Source organism: Flavobacterium lacus (assembly GCF_003268815.1).
Lineage (GTDB): Bacteria > Bacteroidota > Bacteroidia > Flavobacteriales > Flavobacteriaceae > Flavobacterium > Flavobacterium lacus.
In genome coordinates, this window is sequence record NZ_QLSV01000002.1 from 80033 (window position 1) to 98808 (window position 18776).

Below are 18776 nucleotides of genomic sequence, written 5' to 3' on the forward strand. Positions count from 1 at the left end.
GTTCAAATATACAATTTGCCGTTTATGATTTTACTATTTTTTTCTTTAAATCTACTTTCCCTTTTACAACTGGCTTAGTTTGCAAATCATCTAACACATTTAGAGCTTCTTCTACATAAATATCTTTAGAAAGACTCTCAAACCAACGCTCTCTTTTTTCTTTAAATGATTCGTCTTTGTTCATCAATTCAAAATCCTGAGGAATTGGTCTAAAAACTAAATCATTTTTATAATCTGAAATAGGTTTAAATTGTTTACTCTTTTCTTCTAAACTATTTTGTTCGGCTGTAAAAGTCTCTAGTTTCAAACTATATACGGAGGCATCTCTGCGTTCTTTTGTCCATCTAGCACTTTTTTCAATCAGTTGAAAATGCTCATTTTGATTCATTCTTGTTTTACTATTTTCAACGGCACGGTCAAAATTGGTTTGTTTATCCCAAATGGTAAATGGAGCTGGATCAATTTTTGTCCAAGGCATGGCATTATCCAAATCTCTTTCACCAATATCAATATAAGAATAACGATCCGGCATTTCAACGTCGCTTGTTACCCCTTCTAATTGGGTTGAACCACCATTAATTCTGTAAAATTTTTGAGTAGTTGTTTTCAGAGCACCTAAATCGCCAACAGTATTTCCACGAACAAACTGGTTTAAATCGATTACATTTTGAACCGTTCCTTTTCCGTAGGTCTGTTTGCTTCCTAAAACGACTCCTCTTTTATAATCTTGAATTGCGGCGGCTAAAATCTCTGACGCCGAGGCGGAGAAGTTATTCACCATAACAACCAAAGGACCATCCCATTGAATTTTTGGATCTCTATCGTATAGCACTTCTTTTTTTGTTCCGGTCGATTTGATTTGCACCACAGGTCCTTGTTCAATAAACAAACCCGTAATGTCAACAGCTGTTTTTAGAGAACCTCCACCATTGTCGCGAACGTCCATGATGATTCCATTTACACCTTGTGCCTTTAAACGTTCCACCTCGATGGCTACGTCTTTACCTGAGTCACGGCTGTCTTGGTTTTCAAAATCAATGTAAAATTTAGGTAAATAAATAATACCATATTTCATTCCATTTCGCTCCACCACACTTGATTTGGCATAGGTTTCTTCGGTTTCAACCGTATCACGAATTAAAGAGATTACCTTCATTGTTCCGTCCACTTTTTTAACGGTCAATCTCACTTCGGTGCCTTTTGGTCCTTTGATTTTTTTTACAACGTTATCCAATCGCATTCCAACAATATCAAGAGGCTCTTCATTACCTTGAGCTACCTTTAAAATGATATCACCTTGTTCTAATTCTTTACCCCTCCAAGCTGGCCCACCTGATATTAATTCGGTGATTTCGGTTAAATCGTTTTTCTTTTGTAAACGAGCACCAATCCCTTCAAATTTTCCGCTTATACTCACGTCAAAACGCTCTTTATCGTCAGGAGCCATATAATTAGTGTGTGGATCAAATCGGGAAGCAATAGCATTTACATAAACCCCAAACCAATCATTTCTATCCAATTCTTTGATAAAAGTAAAGTAATCATCCAACGATTTTAAAGAACTTTCTCTAGTTTCTTTCTCCAGCTCTACTAATGTTTTAGGTTTTTCGTCTTTCTTGTTTTCTTTACCTTCTTTTAATTTTTCTTTTACCGTTTCATCGCTAATTTCGCCATCAACCACACCATTCTTCTCATCTTCTTGCAACTTGATTCTATCAGTCAATGATGATAAAGTAGACAATTTAATTTGTTTTCTCCATCGTTCTTTTAGCTCAGCCTTATTTTTGGCATAAGGCAATTTTTCGTAATCAGTATCGATGGTTTCATCAACACTATAATCAAAGGGTTTGTCTAAGATATCTTTGTAATATTTCTGACTTTCTTGCATTCTATTCAGGTAGGTGTTATAAGTCAAATCAAAAAATGACAAGTCTTTTTTCTTAATTTGGTCATCTATTAATAACTCATATTTTGAAAACTCATCAATGTCAGACTGTAAAAAAAATCGTTTCGATGGATCTAAGGCTTCAACATAATCTTTATAAATCCCTTTAGATAAATTATCATCAATAGCGACCGGGTCATAGTGTCCGCGTTCAATCACAAAAGTTAGCAGCTCGATTAAAAGTTTATCTTTTTCAGGATCAGAACTTACACTCTTCTTTGAATCTATGGCATTAAATGCCAGCAATGCAACCGACAAAACAACTGTCAATAACACCAATTTGAGGTTTCTTTTCATAAATAGCAATATGGTTTTCATTATCTTTCTTTATACGTAGTCATAAAAATTATGCCACTTCTGTTGTAGTTTCATTTTTTTTAGTAAATTAATTTCAAAAAAATCACTTAACCAAACAAAGTTATGAAATTTGTTACGCTTCAAAATCTTAAAAAGAGTTAATTTTGTTTTCTTTAGGATATGATAAAGCTAAATTTGTGGTTTAAACACAGGCTTAATTCAAAATTAATCATTCATAATGAATAAAAAACCGCTCATTTTAGTAACCAACGACGACGGAATTTCTGCTCCTGGCATCAGAGCCTTAATTGATGTTATGAAACAATTAGGCAATGTGGTTGTGGTAGCTCCGGACAGTCCGCAAAGTGCCATGGGTCACGCCATCACAATCAACAACACGCTTTTTATCAATAAAGTAAATTTTGATTCCAAAGTAAAAGAAGAATACAGTTGTTCCGGCACTCCGGTTGATTGTGTAAAATTGGCTGTGAATGAAATTTTGAAACAAAAGCCGGATTTATGTGTTTCAGGCGTGAATCACGGTTCAAATTCTTCTATCAATGTGATTTATTCGGGAACAATGAGTGCCGCTGTGGAAGCCGGTATCGAAGGAATTCCCGCCATAGGCTTTTCCTTATTAGATTATGATTGGAATGCCGATTTTGAGCCGATCAAAAACTCCATTAAAACCATTGCTTCACAAGTATTGGAAAACGGTTTGCCCGAAGGTGTAATTTTAAACGTTAACTTTCCAAAATTAAAAGAAAAAGAATTAAAAGGTATGAAAGTTTGCCGCCAAGCCAAAGCTTTTTGGAAGGAAGAATTTGATAAACGCAAAACACCACAAGGAAAAGATTATTACTGGCTCACCGGCGAATTCATCAATCAAGATAAAGGCGAAGACACTGACGAATGGGCTCTTGCCAATGGGTATATTTCAATCGTACCCGTTCAATTTGATTTAACTGCCCATCACGCGATTCAAAAATTAAATACATATCAATTCAATTTATAATGCAAAAAACAGATTTACTCATCGGATTCATTTTAGGAATTATTGGTGCTTTTATTGGTGTTTTTCTTTTCATTTCATTAGCTACTGATTTTGAATTTGCTGATGGAGTGATTGCTCTAAAAACACAAAATTCTTTAGGGAAATTAATTGCTTTAGGAGCCGTGATCAACGTTATTTTGTTTTTTGTTTTATTAAAATTCAACAAAGAATTAATGGCAAGAGGCGTTGTTTTAGCAACAATTGCCCTCACCATAGTCACTATATTTGTTTAAAATGAAGTACTATATTTTAGCCGGCGAAGCTTCGGGGGATTTACATGGGTCGAATTTAATAAAAGCTCTTCATCAAGAAGATGCTCAGGCTGATATTCGGTTTTGGGGAGGCGATTTGATGCAAAAAGCCGGCGGAACTTTAGTAAAACATTACAAAGAACTCGCTTTTATGGGTTTTGCAGAAGTAATTTTCAACCTAAAAACGATTTTAAACAACATTACTTTTTGTAAAAAAGACATTGAGCAGTTTAATCCCGATGTAATTATTTTTATTGATTACCCTGGTTTTAATATGCGAATTGCTGAATTTGCAAAAAAGAAAAAAATTCCGACTCATTATTATATTTCTCCGCAAATTTGGGCTTGGAAAGAAAATCGTATCAAGAACATCAAACGTGATTTTGACAAATTGTATGTGATTCTTCCGTTTGAAAAAGATTTTTATGAAAATAAACATCATTTTCCGGTTGAATTTGTGGGCCATCCGTTGATCGACGCGATTCATAACCGAACAAAAGTGGATGAATCAACCTTTAGAAAAGAACATAATTTAGACGAACGACCCATTATTGCTCTTTTACCCGGAAGCAGAAAACAGGAAATTAGTAAGCTTTTGAACGAAATGTTGGGAATTGTGAATGATTTTCCTGGTTATCAATTTGTGATTGCCGGAGCACCAGGTCAGGAATTTGAGTTTTATAAGCAATTTTTGACGAACAAAGCCGTTCATTTTATTTCGAATAAAACGTATGATTTACTGAGTGTGGCTCATGCAGCTTTGGTCACATCAGGAACAGCAACTTTGGAAACTGCTCTGTTTAAAGTGCCTGAAGTGGTTTGTTATAAAGGAAATTGGATTTCGTATCAAATTGCCAGACGGATTATTACGTTGAAATATATTTCGCTTGTGAATTTAATTATGGATGAAGAAGTAGTAACCGAGTTAATTCAAAGTGAATGTAATTCAACCAGAATTAAAACTGAATTAACTAAAATTTTGGATGAAAAAAACCGCCAAAAATTAATTGAAAAATACCATCTTTTAGAAAAAAAATTAGGTGGCGAAGGTGCGAGTGAAAAAGTAGCCAAGTTAATTGTAAGAGATATTTCTTGATTTTAAAGATTCTATTTTTTAACTTTGTAAAAATCATTTTTTTGAAAAACGTAGTCATAATATCATTTTTGTTATTCTTTTTAGTGGGATGTAAATCTACCCCGTCCGGCATTGTTACATCAAAAAACGAAGCTCAGAAAAAAGGAATTTATTCTACTCCAAAAACATCTCAAACAGTAGCAAAAAATACTACATCTACAACGGATAAAAAATTCACCGAAAAAACAAAAAAATCAAGAATTACAGAATCAGCTGATGATGATTATGTCCCGGATGATGATAACACCTCCTATTTTGTAAAACAACTTATCAGTTCCGCCATGCAATACGAAGGTGTTCGCTATCGTGGTGGAGGAACAACCACTGGCGGAATGGATTGCTCCGGTTTGGTTAGCACTGTTTTTAAAACCTTTGACGTTTCACTTCCCAGAAGTTCTAATGACATGTCTAAAGTAGGTCAAAAATTAAAATTAAAAGACGTAAAAAAAGGCGATTTAATCTTTTTTAAAACCAGTAATCGTGGCGTGATAAATCATGTTGGATTAGTTACTGAAGTGCGTGACGATGAAATTTTATTCATTCATTCTTCTGTGCAACGTGGCGTTATTATTTCTTCTACTAAAGAAGCTTACTACCAAAGAACTTTTGCTCAAGCTAATCGGGTTTTATCTGACGAACACTTTTAATTGTAATTTTTTTCTTCCTAATTGATTTTTTTATTACTTTCGTCACTATGAAAGTGATAAAATTCCCTACAATTTTAATGACTATCTGTTTGGTTTTGGGGATTTTAGTTTCCAACGAAATCAAACCGGATTTGTATTTATCCTTTGTTATTTTACTAGGAGCATTGGTTCCGTTTCTGATTTTGTATTTTTTGCTGAGAAAAAATTTGAAGCTTCGACTCGGTTTTGGCGTTTCGTCCTATCTAGTAGCTTTTACAATCGGAATAGCACTTTACGCTTTACATTCTCCAAAAAATCAAGCTTCTCATTATTCAAATTCTGATTATAATTCTTCCGAAAAGAGCTTGGTAAAAGGCATTATTTCAGGCAAACTAAAACCCAATCCCTATTCCTATAAATATTTCATGACAGTGGAATCGGTGAATCAAAAAGAAACAAAAGGTAAACTTCTACTCATTTTGAATAAAAAAGATGCCGAAAAAGAATTTGAAATAGGCGATGTTATTTTGGCTCATGCAATGCTAAAACCCATCATAAGACCACATAATCCGAATCAATTTGATTATGCCGCTTATTTAGAAAAGAAGAACGTCTTTCATCAATTGTATTTAGAAAATAAAAATTATAAAGTAATTGCAAAAGAGGAAAATCTTGCTTTTTTTCTGGAAAAAACGAGAAATAAAGTCGTTTCTTTTTTTGAAAATGAAGCACTTCCAACTGATAGAATTAACATCATTAAAGCCTTGTTTTTAGGTCAACGGCAAAATATTGAACAAGAAACACTAGACAATTATTCCAAATCTGGAGCTATTCATATTTTGGCAATTTCGGGTTTGCATATCGGGATTTTGCTTTATTTTTTCAAAGCATTACTAAAACCTTTAGATCGTATTCGTTATGGACGAATTATCACTCCACTTCTTCTACTACTCATTCTTTGGTCATTTGCTTTGCTTTCCGGCTTGTCTGCGTCAGTTGTTCGTGCTGTTACGATGTTCTCCTTTGTGAGTATTGGCATGTATATGAATCGGGAAACAAATATTTACAACACGTTAGGTTCATCCATCTTGATTTTGCTGCTTTTTAAACCCAATTTTATTTTTGATGTCGGTTTTCAATTGAGTTATTGTGCGGTTTTCTCTATTGTAACCATTCAACCATTACTGAGTAAATTATGGATTCCTAAGAATAAAATTATTGGTTATTTTTACGATATTATCACGGTTTCATTTGCCGCTCAACTTGGCGTTCTACCGTTGAGTATTTACTATTTTCATCAATTTCCGGGTTTATTTTTTGTGACCAATTTAGTTATCATTCCTTTATTGACGTTAATTTTAGTGACTGGAATAGCAACCATTATTCTATATACAATAGGGATTTATTTATCTTTCCTTACAAAATTGCTTTCTGAATTCATTGGTTTTATGAATGATTATGTTAAAATTGTTTCTTCTTTTGAGCAATTTATTATCAAAGATATTCCGTTTAATTATTACATCCTTTTGGCTTCACTTTTAGCAATTGTGAGTGTAATTATTTTCGTAAAAAAACCAACATCCAACCGAATCATTATGGCCCTGATTACGTTTTTTATTTTTCAAATTTCTATCATTAGCTCGATGGAATTTCATAAAAGCCAGAATGAATTTATCATTTTTCAATACCCTAAAAAAACCATTTTGGCTAGTAAAAAAAATAATACTATTGTTTTGCATAGCAATGATTCGCTAATAAATTCTAACTATGTGATTAAAAATTATATTCAAAGTAATTTTGGAGCAATTGATCGTATTTCAACACTTCAAAATGTATACTACATTAACAAAAGGAAAATTTTAGTTATTGATGAAAAAGGTATTTATCAACTTCCGGTTCAACCCGAAATAATTTTACTAACACAATCGCCTAAAATTAATTTTGAGCGATTACTCACCGATTTAAAGCCTGAAATCATTATTGCTGACGGTAGTAATTATAAAAATCTAATTGAAGATTGGCAGAAAACCTGCCAGGAAAAAAATATCCCTTTTCACTCGACCAGTGAAAAGGGATATTATCGAATTAGTTTAGACTAATCCCTATTTTTTTGCAATAAACTGATTGGCCACTTCAATCCATTTGACTGGACCACCAGCTACATAGCCTGTTTTTCCGAGTTGTTGAAGATTGATTTGTTCTCCATTTTTTTGAGGATTCACAAGCCAAATCGTTGGATACCCTGAAACTTGAAAAATTTGCTGCATCTGCGCATTTTGTTGAGCCAAATTAGGTTCTAATTTTGTTTTTCGAGGAAAATCTAATTCAACCAACACCACATTTTTGGCCCATTCTTTGAATTCCGGTTTAAAAAAAACTTCTTTTTGTAGTTTGATACACCAGCCACACCAATCGCTTCCGGTGAAAAACAAAAGCATTGGTTTTTGAGTTCGAGCGGATATTTCAATGGCTTTATTTACGTCGGTATGCCACGTTAATTCTTGAGCAGAAACCGTTTGAAAATTCCAAAAAAAGACAAATAGAAAAAAAACTTTCTTCATTTTTTAAATCGCTTTTAATTCTGCCAATAATTGCTCAGCTTGATAATAACCTACAATTACTTTGGCAATTTCACCTTTTTTATCTAAAACATACATCGAGGGATAACCTTCAACTTTAAGGAATCCGGTGAATTCGTGCATGCTGTTTCTACCTTTCCGGTTGGCATCATAACCCGGATTGGCATATTTTTTTCCTTTATAATTTACTTCATTGTTTCCTTCTCCATTAAATTTTACAGCATAATAATTGGCATTAATATAGTCTGCAAATTCTTTGGTTTGAAAGGTATTTTTATCCAACATTTTGCATGGTCCACACCAATCGGTATAAACATCCATAAAGATTGGTTGCGGATTTTTCTTTTGCAAAGCCATCGCTTCATCAAAAGTGACCCATTTAATTTCTTGTGCTTGAGCAAAAGAGACTGTTATAAAAGCAAAAAGCAAGATTATCTTTTTCATAATTAAAATTTTTATATGTTTTTTCAAAAATGATGCCGAAAATTATCGAACACCGTGCATTAATTTTTTGATAATTGGATTTAAAGCTGAAATTAAAATTCCCATTCCAATTGGCACGATTGTAAAAATAAGGAAAAAAGTGCTTAATGAATATTCATTGGCTATTTTTTCAATCATTCCTCCCATTGATCCAGCCAATTTGTTACCCATTGCGATGAAAAGATAGTAAATTCCGAACATCACTCCTATCCATTTTGCAGGAACCAATTTACTTACATACGACAATCCAACGGGTGACAAACAAAGTTCTCCTAGCGTGTGGAATAAATAAGCTAATACCAACCAAACCATACTAACGCGAACAAAATCTTCACCAGAAACGATGGATTGGGCTCCAAAAGCTAAAAACCCGAATCCTAAACCAAGCAGAATTAATCCTAAACCGAACTTAATTGCTCCGGGTAAATTGTATTTACTCTCCCATAGTTTTGAGAACATAGGAGCAAAAATAATAATAAATAATGAATTGAGAATTCCGAACCATGTTGCCGGAACTTCTGTTTCCGTGGCAGTAAATTCTCTATTTACTTTCCAAATTACAATTCCCCAAATAATGATAAAACTCAATGAAAGAATAATATTTCCAAGAGAATATTTTGCGAACGTTTTAGAAAACAATTTAGCTAACACATACGTGATAATTCCTAGCGGTAGAATCGTTAAAACAGCATCAATAATTTTAAATGAAAAACCGGCATTTCCTTCTAAAATTCGTTGTGTATATTTTTCAGCAAAAATTGTCATCGAACCACCCGCTTGTTCAAAGGCAGCCCAAAAGAAAACAGTAAAAATTGAAAAAATGAAAACCACAATCATTCTATCTCTAATAATATTTGATGGAGTATGATCCACTTCATCTGTTTTGATCAGACTTTTATTAGTTGGAGAAAGTCCAACTTGACCAAAAATATTTTGTGTAAAATAGAATTGCAACATTCCGAAGAACATAAAAATTCCGGCTAATCCGAAACCTAAACTCCAGGAAACTTTTTCACCAATGTAACCACACAGCATAATTCCTAAGAAAGCACCGGCATTAACTCCCATATAAAAAATGGAATAAGCACCGTCTTTCTTTTCAGGGTGATCTTTGTATAAATGACTAATCATCGATGTCATATTTGGCTTAAAAAGACCATTTCCGATGATTAAACATCCCAAACCAATATATAAAAACAATTCGGTTTCAAGTGCCATCGCGGCGTGACCTAAAGTCATAATAAAAGCTCCAATGATAACAGCCCAGCGATAACCTAATAATTTATCTGCCAACAAACCTCCAAGAACCGGCGTTAAATAAACGCCCATCGTGTAAGTCCCGTATAATCCCATGGCTCTTTCGGTAGTCCATTCCCAACCGCCTTTATCGAAGGTTGAGATTAAGAAAATAACCAAAATGGCTCGCATTCCATAATAGGAAAAACGTTCCCACATTTCGGTAAAAAAGAGAACAAACAGTCCGGCAGGATGTCCGAGAACTTGGTCTTTGAAGAAGTCGTTAGAAGATGTATTCATAAAAAAGTTGTTAGTTGTTTAATTCTTTGTCAACCCCATTCATCAATTTTTTGATTAATGGAGATAAAATTAATAATAGGAAACCAAATCCGATTCCTGTATAAAATAAATATTCAAATAGTTTTGAATAGGCTTGTTTTGCTAAATTCAAGTCTGGAGACTCACCATTGGTAGTGTCTATTGCTGCAATATTAGCTAAAAGACCTGCAATAAATTCGGAACTTGCAGTAGCTAAAAACCAAACGCCCATCATAAATCCAACTATTTTTGCAGGCGACAATTTTGTTACAGCTGATAAACCTACTGGTGATAAACAAAGTTCTCCCATTGTATGTAACAGATAAGCAAGAACTAACCATATTGCAGCCACTTGACCAGCTTCAGCAATATTAATTCCATATACCAAAACTCCAAATCCTAAACCTACTAAAACCAGTGCTGAACCAAACTTAACGGCTGTGTTGGGATTGTATTTTCCCATTTTTACCCATAACCAAGCAAATACTGGTGCTAAAAGAATAATAAATAAGGCATTTAAACTCAAAAATTGATTAGGTTTCCATTCAATTCCTAAAAATGTAGTGTCCATAGCTCTTAAAGCAAACAAGTTCATTGATGTGTAAGCTTGCTCAAATAATGCCCAAAATACAATTGTAAAAACTATTAATACTGTTAACGCAATTAATCGTTCTCTTGCTACTTTATCTAATTTAGTAATGGCATAATATACTATATAAACAAATGAGATAGCACCAGCTATAATTAGCAAGTTTTGAACTACGCTATGACTTTGTACCATTTGCCAAATAATAACCGTTGATAAGGTTGCAAAAATATAAATGAGATACTCGGTCTTTATACCAAAATAAGTTTTATTCAAGGCATCAGGATAATTTGTTTCACCTTTTCCTTTTAAATATTTTCTTCCATAAATAAAAGTTATTAATCCTAAAAACATACCAACGCCAGCAGCCCCAAAACCATAACTCCATCCATATTCATCACCAAGCCAAGCACAAATAATAGTTGCCAAAAACGAGCCTAAGTTAATACCCATATAAAAAATAGTAAAACCAGAATCCCGTCTTATATCTCCTTGTTCGTATAATTCACCTACTAAAGAAGAGATATTAGCTTTTAAAAAGCCAACACCCATAACTATAAATGCTAATGAAAAGTAGAATACTTGTAGTGCAAAATTATCCCTTTCAATTTCACCAGTTACAGATTGCGTAGCAGCATTACCTTCATAAGCCATTCCTATATGCCCTAAAACCAGCAAAACACCTCCAAAAATAATCGCTTTCCTAAATCCAAGATATTTATCAGCTAAATAACCTCCAAGTACTGGAGTTGCATACACTAATGCTGCATAACTTCCAACTAATAAATTTCCTGCTGAATCTTGAAACAAATGGTATTGTACTAAATAATATATCAACAACGCCTTCATCCCATAAAATGAGAAACGTTCCCACATTTCTGTAAAAAATAAAATAAAAAGCCCAATTGGATGTCCGAATAATTCTTTTTTATCCAGCGAAGTATCGTTTGTCATAAGTTTGGTTATAAATTAGCTTTAAGGTAGTTAGTCATTTTGGTGTACAATTGTAGTCGAATTTTTCCGCCATAAATGCCGTGGTTTGTGTCGGGATAAATGGCTTGGTCAAATTGTTTGCTGGCCAATTGCAAGGCACGAATCATGCGGGTTGCATTTTGAAAATGTACGTTGTCATCAGCAGTTCCGTGGATGATAAGGTAATTTCCTTTTAATTTATCTACGTGATTAATGGGCGAATTATCATCATAACCACTTGCATTTTCTTGAGGCGTTTGCATATATCTTTCCGTATAAATCGAATCATAAAAACGCCAATTGGTTACCGGAGCAACAGCAATGGCTGTTTTAAACACATCGTTTCCTTTTAAGATACAATTGCTTGACATGAATCCGCCGTAACTCCAGCCCCAAATTCCGATGCGAGCTTTGTCGATGTACGGATAATTTCCCAGTACTTTTGCGGCATCAATTTGATCTTCTACTTCGTATTTTCCTAATTCTTTTTGAGTGACTTTTTTGAAAGCAGCTCCTTTGAATCCGGTTCCTCTTCCATCCACACAAGCTACTAAATAGCCTTCTTGAGCCAGCATCATATGCCAAAAATCATTCGCTCCCAACCATTGATTGGCTACTTGTTGTGAACCCGGTCCGCTGTATTGAAATAATAATAATGGGTATTTTTTAGAAGCATCAAAATCTTTTGGTTTGATGATATAAGCGTTTAGTTTATGCCCTTTTTCGGTCGTTAATTCGAAGAATTCTTTGGTGGGGAGATTGTAACTTTCTAATTTTGAAGCTAATTCTTTGTTATCAACGATGGATTGCACTTGCTTTCCGTCTTTAGAATCGTGTAAGGTGTATGAAGTTGGTTCAGTTGAACTGGAAAAAGAATTGATGAAATATTGAAAATTCGGACTGAAAGTTGCCTTGTTGGTTCCGGTTTTATTCGTTAAACGGACTTTATTTTTCCCGTCTAATTTGATTTTGTAAATGTCTCGATTAATGGAACCATTTTCAACCGATTGATAATAAACTTCCCCATTTTTTTCATCAAAACCGTAATAGGAAGTCACTTCCCAATTTCCTTTGGTGATTTGATTGCGAAACTTACCATTTTTATCGTAATGATAAATGTGATTAAATCCATCTTTTTCTGAAGTCCAAATAAAACTGTTGTCTTTCAAAAAGGTCAAATTATCGGTTACATCAACATAAGCTGCGTCTTTTTCATTCAAAACCACTTTTGTCGTTCCGGTTTTAGCATCCACAAAAAGTAAATCTAAATTATTTTGATGACGGTTTAACACTTGAATACTCAACGCATTTGCATCATTTGTCCATTTCATTCGAGCAATGTAAAAATCATTATATTGACTCAAATTGATATTTTGGATTTGAGTTGAAGCTATTTCATAGATATGCAAAGAAACCAACGCATTTTTTTCGCCCGCTTTCGGATATTTAAAAACCTCTTGCGAAGGATATAATTCCTTCCCAAACACATCCATTGAAAATTCCGGCACATCGGTTTCATCAAATTTAATGTAGGCTAAATGTGTGCTCGAACTATTCCAATCAAAAGCCCTTACAAAAGCAAATTCTTCTTCATAAACCCAATCGGTAATTCCATTGATGATTTGATTTTTCTTCCCATCTGTTGTAATTTTAGTATGTTTATCGGAAGCTAGATCATATACATATAAATTATTTTCAAAACCATAAGCAATCTTTTTCCCATCGGGAGAAAACGTAGGTTCTTGAATTTTATAATCGGCTACTTTTTGTATTTTCTTGGATGTTAAATCATAAATATAAAAATCAGCCACGGAAGAATGTCGGTAAATTGGTTCCGAATTCAATGCAATCAGCAATTGCGTTTCAGTTGAATTGAAGGTGTAACTGTCAATGGATTTTAAATCTGAATGATTTTTCGTATCAATAAGCGTGCTTACTTTCTTCAACGTAGCAAAATCGTACAAATCGATTTGAAAAGTTCGTGAAGTTCTGTCAACATTTAAAACCGTATATTGATTGGTATTTTTGAGAGCTTGCAAAGCATCCATCCCCTTTGTTCGGAAAGTTCCTGAGGACCAGATGTCTTCTAAGGTTATTTTTTGCTGACCGATTGCGGCCACGGACACAAGAAATAAGAAACAAACGAGTTTTGAGAATTGATTCATTTTTGATGCATTAAAAAAAGATTCAATTTTAGTGAAAAAATCGGAATAAAACGAGTTTTTTTCTGTTAAATAGCAATTTTAGGGATTTTGAAATGAAATAGAAATTTTAAAAAACACATCTAATTTTAATTTTCATTAAATTTGTGTGTAAATATTTTAGTATGGAAACTATTCGAATTCAATTTCAAGCCAATTTAAAATCAAAAATTCTTGAATTATTAAGTTCATTTTCTGAAAATGAAGTTCAAATTATTCAGGAAGATCCTTTTTTTGAAAAAAATAAAGCCATTTTGCAAAAGGAATTAGAAGATATTGAGAGTGGAAAATCTAAGTGTATTTCGATGGAAGAAATGGATTTGGTTATGGAAAAAATAATTTCAAAATATGAAGATTAGTTTTTCCGAAAAATTTATCAATGCCCTATCCGATTTAGTTGAATTTATAGGAAAAGACAAACCTAAAGCTGCTCGTAAATTCAAGAATGATTTACAAAAAAATATCTTAAAAGACTAAAAAAATCCGTTTCATTTTAGAAAATCTATTTACTTTGAAGATGATTTAATAAGAGATTATATTTTCAAAGGTTACACAGTTGTTTATAGAGTAAAAATGGAAACTAAAGAAATCATTGTCTTCGGTTTGATAAAATACAAGAATTCACTTTAAACTTTTATTCCTCTTAGTTGTATCTTTGCACCACCATAAGCATCAAATATGAACAACGAAATTTCCGGATTTTCCAAATTATCCAAAGTTGAAAAAATTGAATGGATTGCAAAGCAGTATTTTTCACAACCTGAAGAAGCTATTTCATTAGTTAAAAACTATTGGAATACGGATGAAAAACTACAACAGTTGCACGACGAATTCATCGAAAATACGATTTCCAATTTTTATTTACCGTTGGGAATTGCTCCAAATTTCAACATCAACGGAAAAAATTATACTGTTCCGATGGTGATTGAAGAAAGTTCGGTCGTGGCTGCTGCAGCTAAATCGGCTAAATTCTGGTCGAAACGTGGCGGATTTAAAACAACGGTTTTGAACACCGAAAAAATCGGACAAGTTCATTTTATTTATCAAGGAGATAAATCGAAATTAGTTGATTTCTTCAATCAAAGGAAAGCAAAATTCTATTCAGAAACAGAAAGCATTACTAAAAATATGCAAAAACGCGGTGGTGGCATTTTAGACATCGTTTTGAATGATAAAACTGCTGATTTAGAAAATTACTATCAATTGCATGCAACTTTTGAAACCAAAGACAGCATGGGTGCGAATTTTATCAATTCGTGTTTGGAGCAATTTGCTAAAACCTTGAAACAAGAAGCTCAAACTTTTGAATTTTTTTCGGAAGAAGAAAAAAACATCGAAGTGGTGATGAGTATTTTGTCGAATTATGTGACGAATTGCATTGTTAGAGCAGAAGTTTCCTGTTCAATTGAAGATTTAGCCGAAAAACAAATCGAAAACCCAAAAGAATTTGCCGAAAAATTTGTGCGAGCCGTTCAAATTGCACAAATAGAACCTTATCGGGCAGTGACGCACAACAAAGGCATCATGAACGGAATTGATGCCGTGGTTTTAGCAACCGGAAACGATTTTAGAGCCGTGGAAGCCGGAGCACATGCTTACGCAAGCCGAAACGGAAAATACAGCAGTTTATCACACGCAACAATTGAAAACGGCATTTTTAAATTTTGGTTAGAAATTCCGTTAGCGTTAGGAACGGTGGGCGGTTTAACTTCGTTACATCCCTTAGTAAAATTGAATTTAGAAATTTTAGAAAAACCATCGGCACGCGAATTAATGCAAATTGTGGCCGCTGTTGGATTGGCTCAAAATTTTGCTGCCTTGCGTTCATTGACAACCAAAGGAATTCAGGAAGGTCATATGAAAATGCACATTAACAATATTTTAAATCAATATCACGCTACGGCAGAAGAAAGAATAAAAGTAGCGGAGTATTTTAAAGACAATACGATTTCACATGCTTCTGTGGCGGGATTTTTGGAAGAAATTAGAAAATAAATCACCTTGAAAAAAACCTTTTACAGCAACGGAAAATTACTCTTAACCGGAGAATATGTAGTTCTTGACGGAGCTTTGGCATTAGCTTTACCAACAAAATTCGGACAGAATTTAACTGTGGAACCAATTCCATCCAAACAAATTCTATGGAAAAGTTTTGATCAAGACGGAAGCACTTGGTTTGAAGATGAATTTACTTTTGACGAAATCATCAATAAACAGTTTGATGCAGAAAATTCAGTTCGAAACACGTTGTTGGAAATTTTGCATGAAGCTTATCAAATGAATCCGGATTTTTTAGATAAAAATGGTTTCAACATCCAAACCAATTTGACCTTTCCAAAAAATTGGGGCTTGGGTACTTCTTCTACATTAATTAACAACATTGGGCAATGGTTACACATTGATGCTTTTGAATTGTTGAACCGAAGTTTTGGAGGAAGTGGTTATGACATCGCCTGTGCAAAAAAAGATTCGCCAATCGTTTATCAATTAATCAATAATCAACCGGAATTTAAAACGGTAGAATTTTATCCGGAATTTCGAAACAACTTGTATTTTGTTTATTTGAACCGAAAACAAAGTAGTAAATCGGCGATTGCCAATTACATCAACAACCAACACAACATTGGAAAAACCATTGAAAAAATAAATAAGATTACGAATGCTGTCCTTTCTTCTTCCGATTTAAAATCATTTGTTTATGAAATGGAAAAGCATGAGAGCATTATGAGTGAAGTGCTGGAAACCATCACCATCAAAGAAGCTTTCTTTTATGATTTTAAAGGCGTAATTAAGAGTTTAGGAGCTTGGGGCGGAGATTTTGTGCTTGTGGTTTCAAAAGATGATCCCAGTGCTTATTTTAAAGAACGTGGTTTTGAAACCATCCTTCGTTATCATGAGATGATTCTAAAATAAAAAAATCCCAACTTTTTTGATAAAGGTTGGGATTTTTCACTAATTACGGTTTGAATTAATAATTAAACTGTAATCTGTTATCTTTAATTTTGGCTTTCTCTTTTAATGCTCCAAATACTCTACCCACAGCAGAAGCATTTTGAGATTTTAAAGCATTCACTTGTGTTGTAAAATCTTTGGCTGGTAAAGGCTCCGTTACTTTGGTCGTTTTTACTACAAAAACACTCGCATTACCTTCTACTGGAGCAGAAAGTTTATTCACAGCGGTTCCAAAAGCAGTTCCAACAACTTTTGGCTCGTAACCGGCAGATGCTACAGATGGGTTCTCCAAAGTTACATCTGATGCTGTTTGCACTTGCACTGCATTGGCTTGGGCAATCGCATCTAATGAAGTTGCTTTCATTTTTGCCATGATTTTCTCAGCTTTCTTTTTGTTCTTCAAGATTGGCTCGACTTGAATTCTGGCATCTTCGATGGCTAATAAACCTTCTTCGTTTACCTTTTTCAATTTTGCAATTAAGTGACCCACTTTAGGAAGTTCGAAACGTTTAACATCATTTACATCGGTATTTTTTTCAAAAGCCCAACGAATAACTTGTCTTTGTGAGCCATATTGACCTAACATTTCGTCTAACGCTTTTACACGAATAGATGGGTTAACTGTTAATTTAGCCTCTTTTGCAGCTGCCTCAAATGATTTATCATTCGCCGCTAATTCAAATTTAACTGCGTTTGTATAAGCATTTTCAGAAGTTTTTTCTGAAGCTTCAATTTTTTGAGCAATGGTTGCTAAACGAATAGCATCTTGTTTGTCTGTTACTTTAATGATGTGGTAACCAAATTCAGTTTCTACTAAACCAACTTTTCCGATTGGATTATTGAAAACAAAATCATTAAAGGCAGGAACCATTTGACCAGGTCCGAAGAAATCTAAATCTCCACCTTTTTGTGCAGAACCTTGATCTTCTGAAACAGTAAATGCTTGCATCGTAAACGCATCTGGATTTGCAGTAACTTCTGCTAAAATTCCTTCTGCTTTTACTTTTGCTTCTTCTTTTGTTCTATCTTCTTTTGGTTGAGCTCTTGAACCTGTGAAACTGATTAAGATGTGACTAGCTCTTGCTTTCGCACCCGCTTTTCTTCCCATCGAACGGCTTAAAGCAAAGTATTCACCATATTGATAGGGACCATAAACTTGACCATCTGCTAAGTTGAAAATAGCTTCTGCATGTTCAGCTGGTAAATCCGTTTTTCCTATATAGGTTGAATCATACGGGAATTGAGAATTCTCATTTACAAATTTAATTACATCAGTTGTTGCAGAAAAACTAGGAATTGTATCGTTTGAATCTGTTTCCTTATTATATCTTACTGATGGAGCCAAGAATGAATTTAACTTATTTTTGATGTCGTTTTTATCTGAATCTGATGGTTGATCTTCGATCACAACAAATTCGATTTCTCTTGTTTCATCTGCTTTGTATTTTTTCTCGTTCTTCTTCATGAACTCGATAATTTCAGCATCAGTCACTTTTACATCGCTATCTTTGATTGATGAATAAGGAACAGCCACAAAATCAAACGTAACTTTTTTGTTTTCTAAATTATATTTGAATTTAGCATCATTTTGAGTGGTAAAGAAACCCGATTTGACCAGGGTGCTATACAATTGGTATTTTGCATTGATGTTTGCGTTTTCCTCTACATTTTCAAAATACTGAACTTCTTCTTGGTTTGAACTTGATTTAATATACTCTCTGTACTTGTTGATATCAAATTGTTTTAATTCATTTTGAAAGGAAGGATTCTGACCAAAGTTAGGGTCTGCCTTCAATGTTTCAATTAAATGATTTTCACCAATTCTAATTCCTAAATTTTCAAGTTCTTCAGATAATAAAGCAAGGTTTATTTCTTGATTCCAAACTTGATTAACGGCCTGAATGTTTGACATTCCTTGACCTGATTTTTCAGCATTTCCTACTTTTATTCTAAACTCTTCAAAGGGAATGTCTTTTCCATTAATTGTTCCTACATTGTTTGAAGTTTGGCTAAAACCGCCACTTTGAATTACATCTGCTAATACAAAAGAGAATAATGCCAACGCAATAATCACTATAAGAATAAATGAACGTTGTCTAATTTTTCCTAAAATCGCCATTTCTATTTGTGTTTAATTTTAT

The 18776-nt window shown here is 33.7% G+C and carries 15 protein-coding genes; 8 read left to right on the forward strand and 7 right to left on the reverse strand.

What is annotated here, in order from left to right; all coding sequences use genetic code 11:
* Positions 1-22: 22 nt before the first annotated feature.
* A complete protein-coding gene (locus tag B0I10_RS02015) occupies positions 23-2263 on the reverse strand; it encodes a carboxy terminal-processing peptidase (RefSeq protein ID WP_112084832.1) in 2241 nt (746 codons plus the stop codon).
* A 217-nt stretch (positions 2264-2480) separates the two neighbouring features.
* Between B0I10_RS02015 and surE the strand changes: the two genes are divergently transcribed.
* From surE to B0I10_RS02040, 5 genes are read left to right on the forward strand one after another with little or no spacing between them, the layout of a single operon-like run.
* Positions 2481-3257 carry a 5'/3'-nucleotidase SurE gene (gene surE / locus B0I10_RS02020; RefSeq protein ID WP_112084833.1) on the forward strand — a complete coding sequence of 259 codons (777 nt, stop codon included), beginning with the start codon at positions 2481-2483 and terminating at the stop codon, positions 3255-3257.
* On the forward strand, positions 3257-3529 hold the full coding sequence (locus tag B0I10_RS02025; protein WP_112084834.1) for a hypothetical protein: 273 nt from the start codon (positions 3257-3259) through the stop codon (positions 3527-3529). Before surE ends, B0I10_RS02025 begins: the two co-directional genes overlap by 1 nt.
* Position 3530: 1 nt before the next feature.
* Positions 3531-4643 carry a lipid-A-disaccharide synthase gene (gene lpxB / locus B0I10_RS02030; RefSeq protein ID WP_112084835.1) on the forward strand — a complete coding sequence of 371 codons (1113 nt, stop codon included), beginning with the start codon at positions 3531-3533 and terminating at the stop codon, positions 4641-4643.
* 41 nt (positions 4644-4684) lie between these two features.
* Positions 4685-5329, forward strand: a complete 645-nt coding sequence (locus B0I10_RS15770; RefSeq protein WP_245942933.1) for a C40 family peptidase — start codon at positions 4685-4687, stop codon at positions 5327-5329.
* Positions 5330-5376: 47 nt separating this feature from the next.
* Complete coding sequence (locus tag B0I10_RS02040; protein WP_112084836.1) at positions 5377-7407, forward strand: ComEC/Rec2 family competence protein; 2031 nt, start codon at positions 5377-5379, stop codon at positions 7405-7407.
* Between the two features lie 3 nt (positions 7408-7410).
* Here B0I10_RS02040 and B0I10_RS02045 read toward each other — a convergent pair whose 3' ends face one another.
* The 5 genes from B0I10_RS02045 to B0I10_RS02065 are packed head-to-tail and all read right to left on the reverse strand — an operon-like array spanning position 7411 to position 13647.
* Positions 7411-7869: a thioredoxin family protein gene (locus B0I10_RS02045; protein WP_112084837.1), complete on the reverse strand. Its 459-nt coding sequence runs from the start codon at positions 7867-7869 to the stop codon at positions 7411-7413.
* A gap of 3 nt (positions 7870-7872) precedes the next feature.
* Positions 7873-8331, reverse strand: coding sequence for a thioredoxin family protein (locus tag B0I10_RS02050; RefSeq protein ID WP_112084838.1), 459 nt, complete (start codon positions 8329-8331; stop codon positions 7873-7875).
* A gap of 42 nt (positions 8332-8373) precedes the next feature.
* Positions 8374-9906, reverse strand: a complete 1533-nt coding sequence (locus tag B0I10_RS02055) for a peptide MFS transporter (protein WP_112084839.1) — start codon at positions 9904-9906, stop codon at positions 8374-8376.
* A gap of 10 nt (positions 9907-9916) precedes the next feature.
* On the reverse strand, positions 9917-11464 hold the full coding sequence (locus tag B0I10_RS02060; RefSeq protein ID WP_112084840.1) for a peptide MFS transporter: 1548 nt from the start codon (positions 11462-11464) through the stop codon (positions 9917-9919).
* 8 nt (positions 11465-11472) lie between these two features.
* Positions 11473-13647, reverse strand: a complete 2175-nt coding sequence (locus B0I10_RS02065; protein ID WP_112084841.1) for a S9 family peptidase — start codon at positions 13645-13647, stop codon at positions 11473-11475.
* 161 nt (positions 13648-13808) lie between these two features.
* On the opposite strand from B0I10_RS02065, the gene B0I10_RS02070 reads away from it, so the two are divergent.
* From B0I10_RS02070 to B0I10_RS02085, 3 genes are all read left to right on the forward strand, one after another.
* Positions 13809-14042, forward strand: a complete 234-nt coding sequence (locus tag B0I10_RS02070; RefSeq protein ID WP_112084842.1) for a hypothetical protein — start codon at positions 13809-13811, stop codon at positions 14040-14042.
* 319 nt (positions 14043-14361) lie between these two features.
* Positions 14362-15678, forward strand: a complete 1317-nt coding sequence (locus B0I10_RS02080; protein ID WP_112084843.1) for a hydroxymethylglutaryl-CoA reductase, degradative — start codon at positions 14362-14364, stop codon at positions 15676-15678.
* Between the two features lie 6 nt (positions 15679-15684).
* Positions 15685-16596 carry a GYDIA family GHMP kinase gene (locus tag B0I10_RS02085; protein WP_112084844.1) on the forward strand — a complete coding sequence of 304 codons (912 nt, stop codon included), beginning with the start codon at positions 15685-15687 and terminating at the stop codon, positions 16594-16596.
* Between the two features lie 55 nt (positions 16597-16651).
* On the opposite strand, the gene B0I10_RS02090 is transcribed toward B0I10_RS02085, so the two are convergent.
* Complete coding sequence (locus B0I10_RS02090; RefSeq protein ID WP_112084845.1) at positions 16652-18754, reverse strand: peptidylprolyl isomerase; 2103 nt, start codon at positions 18752-18754, stop codon at positions 16652-16654.
* Positions 18755-18776 lie beyond the last annotated feature (22 nt).

Excerpts from the sequence above, each read along its gene's own strand:
- B0I10_RS02015 (WP_112084832.1), bottom strand. The coding sequence starts at position 2,263 with ATGAAAACCATATTGCTATTTATGAAAAGAAACCTCAAATTGGTGTTA.
- surE (WP_112084833.1), top strand. The coding sequence starts at position 2,481 with ATGAATAAAAAACCGCTCATTTTAGTAACCAACGACGACGGAATTTCT.
- B0I10_RS02025 (WP_112084834.1), top strand. The coding sequence starts at position 3,257 with ATGCAAAAAACAGATTTACTCATCGGATTCATTTTAGGAATTATTGGT.
- lpxB (WP_112084835.1), top strand. The coding sequence starts at position 3,531 with ATGAAGTACTATATTTTAGCCGGCGAAGCTTCGGGGGATTTACATGGG.
- B0I10_RS02040 (WP_112084836.1), top strand. The coding sequence starts at position 5,377 with ATGAAAGTGATAAAATTCCCTACAATTTTAATGACTATCTGTTTGGTT.
- B0I10_RS02045 (WP_112084837.1), bottom strand. The coding sequence starts at position 7,869 with ATGAAGAAAGTTTTTTTTCTATTTGTCTTTTTTTGGAATTTTCAAACG.
- B0I10_RS02050 (WP_112084838.1), bottom strand. The coding sequence starts at position 8,331 with ATGAAAAAGATAATCTTGCTTTTTGCTTTTATAACAGTCTCTTTTGCT.
- B0I10_RS02055 (WP_112084839.1), bottom strand. The coding sequence starts at position 9,906 with ATGAATACATCTTCTAACGACTTCTTCAAAGACCAAGTTCTCGGACAT.
- B0I10_RS02060 (WP_112084840.1), bottom strand. The coding sequence starts at position 11,464 with ATGACAAACGATACTTCGCTGGATAAAAAAGAATTATTCGGACATCCA.
- B0I10_RS02065 (WP_112084841.1), bottom strand. The coding sequence starts at position 13,647 with ATGAATCAATTCTCAAAACTCGTTTGTTTCTTATTTCTTGTGTCCGTG.
- B0I10_RS02070 (WP_112084842.1), top strand. The coding sequence starts at position 13,809 with ATGGAAACTATTCGAATTCAATTTCAAGCCAATTTAAAATCAAAAATT.
- B0I10_RS02080 (WP_112084843.1), top strand. The coding sequence starts at position 14,362 with ATGAACAACGAAATTTCCGGATTTTCCAAATTATCCAAAGTTGAAAAA.
- B0I10_RS02090 (WP_112084845.1), bottom strand. The coding sequence starts at position 18,754 with ATGGCGATTTTAGGAAAAATTAGACAACGTTCATTTATTCTTATAGTG.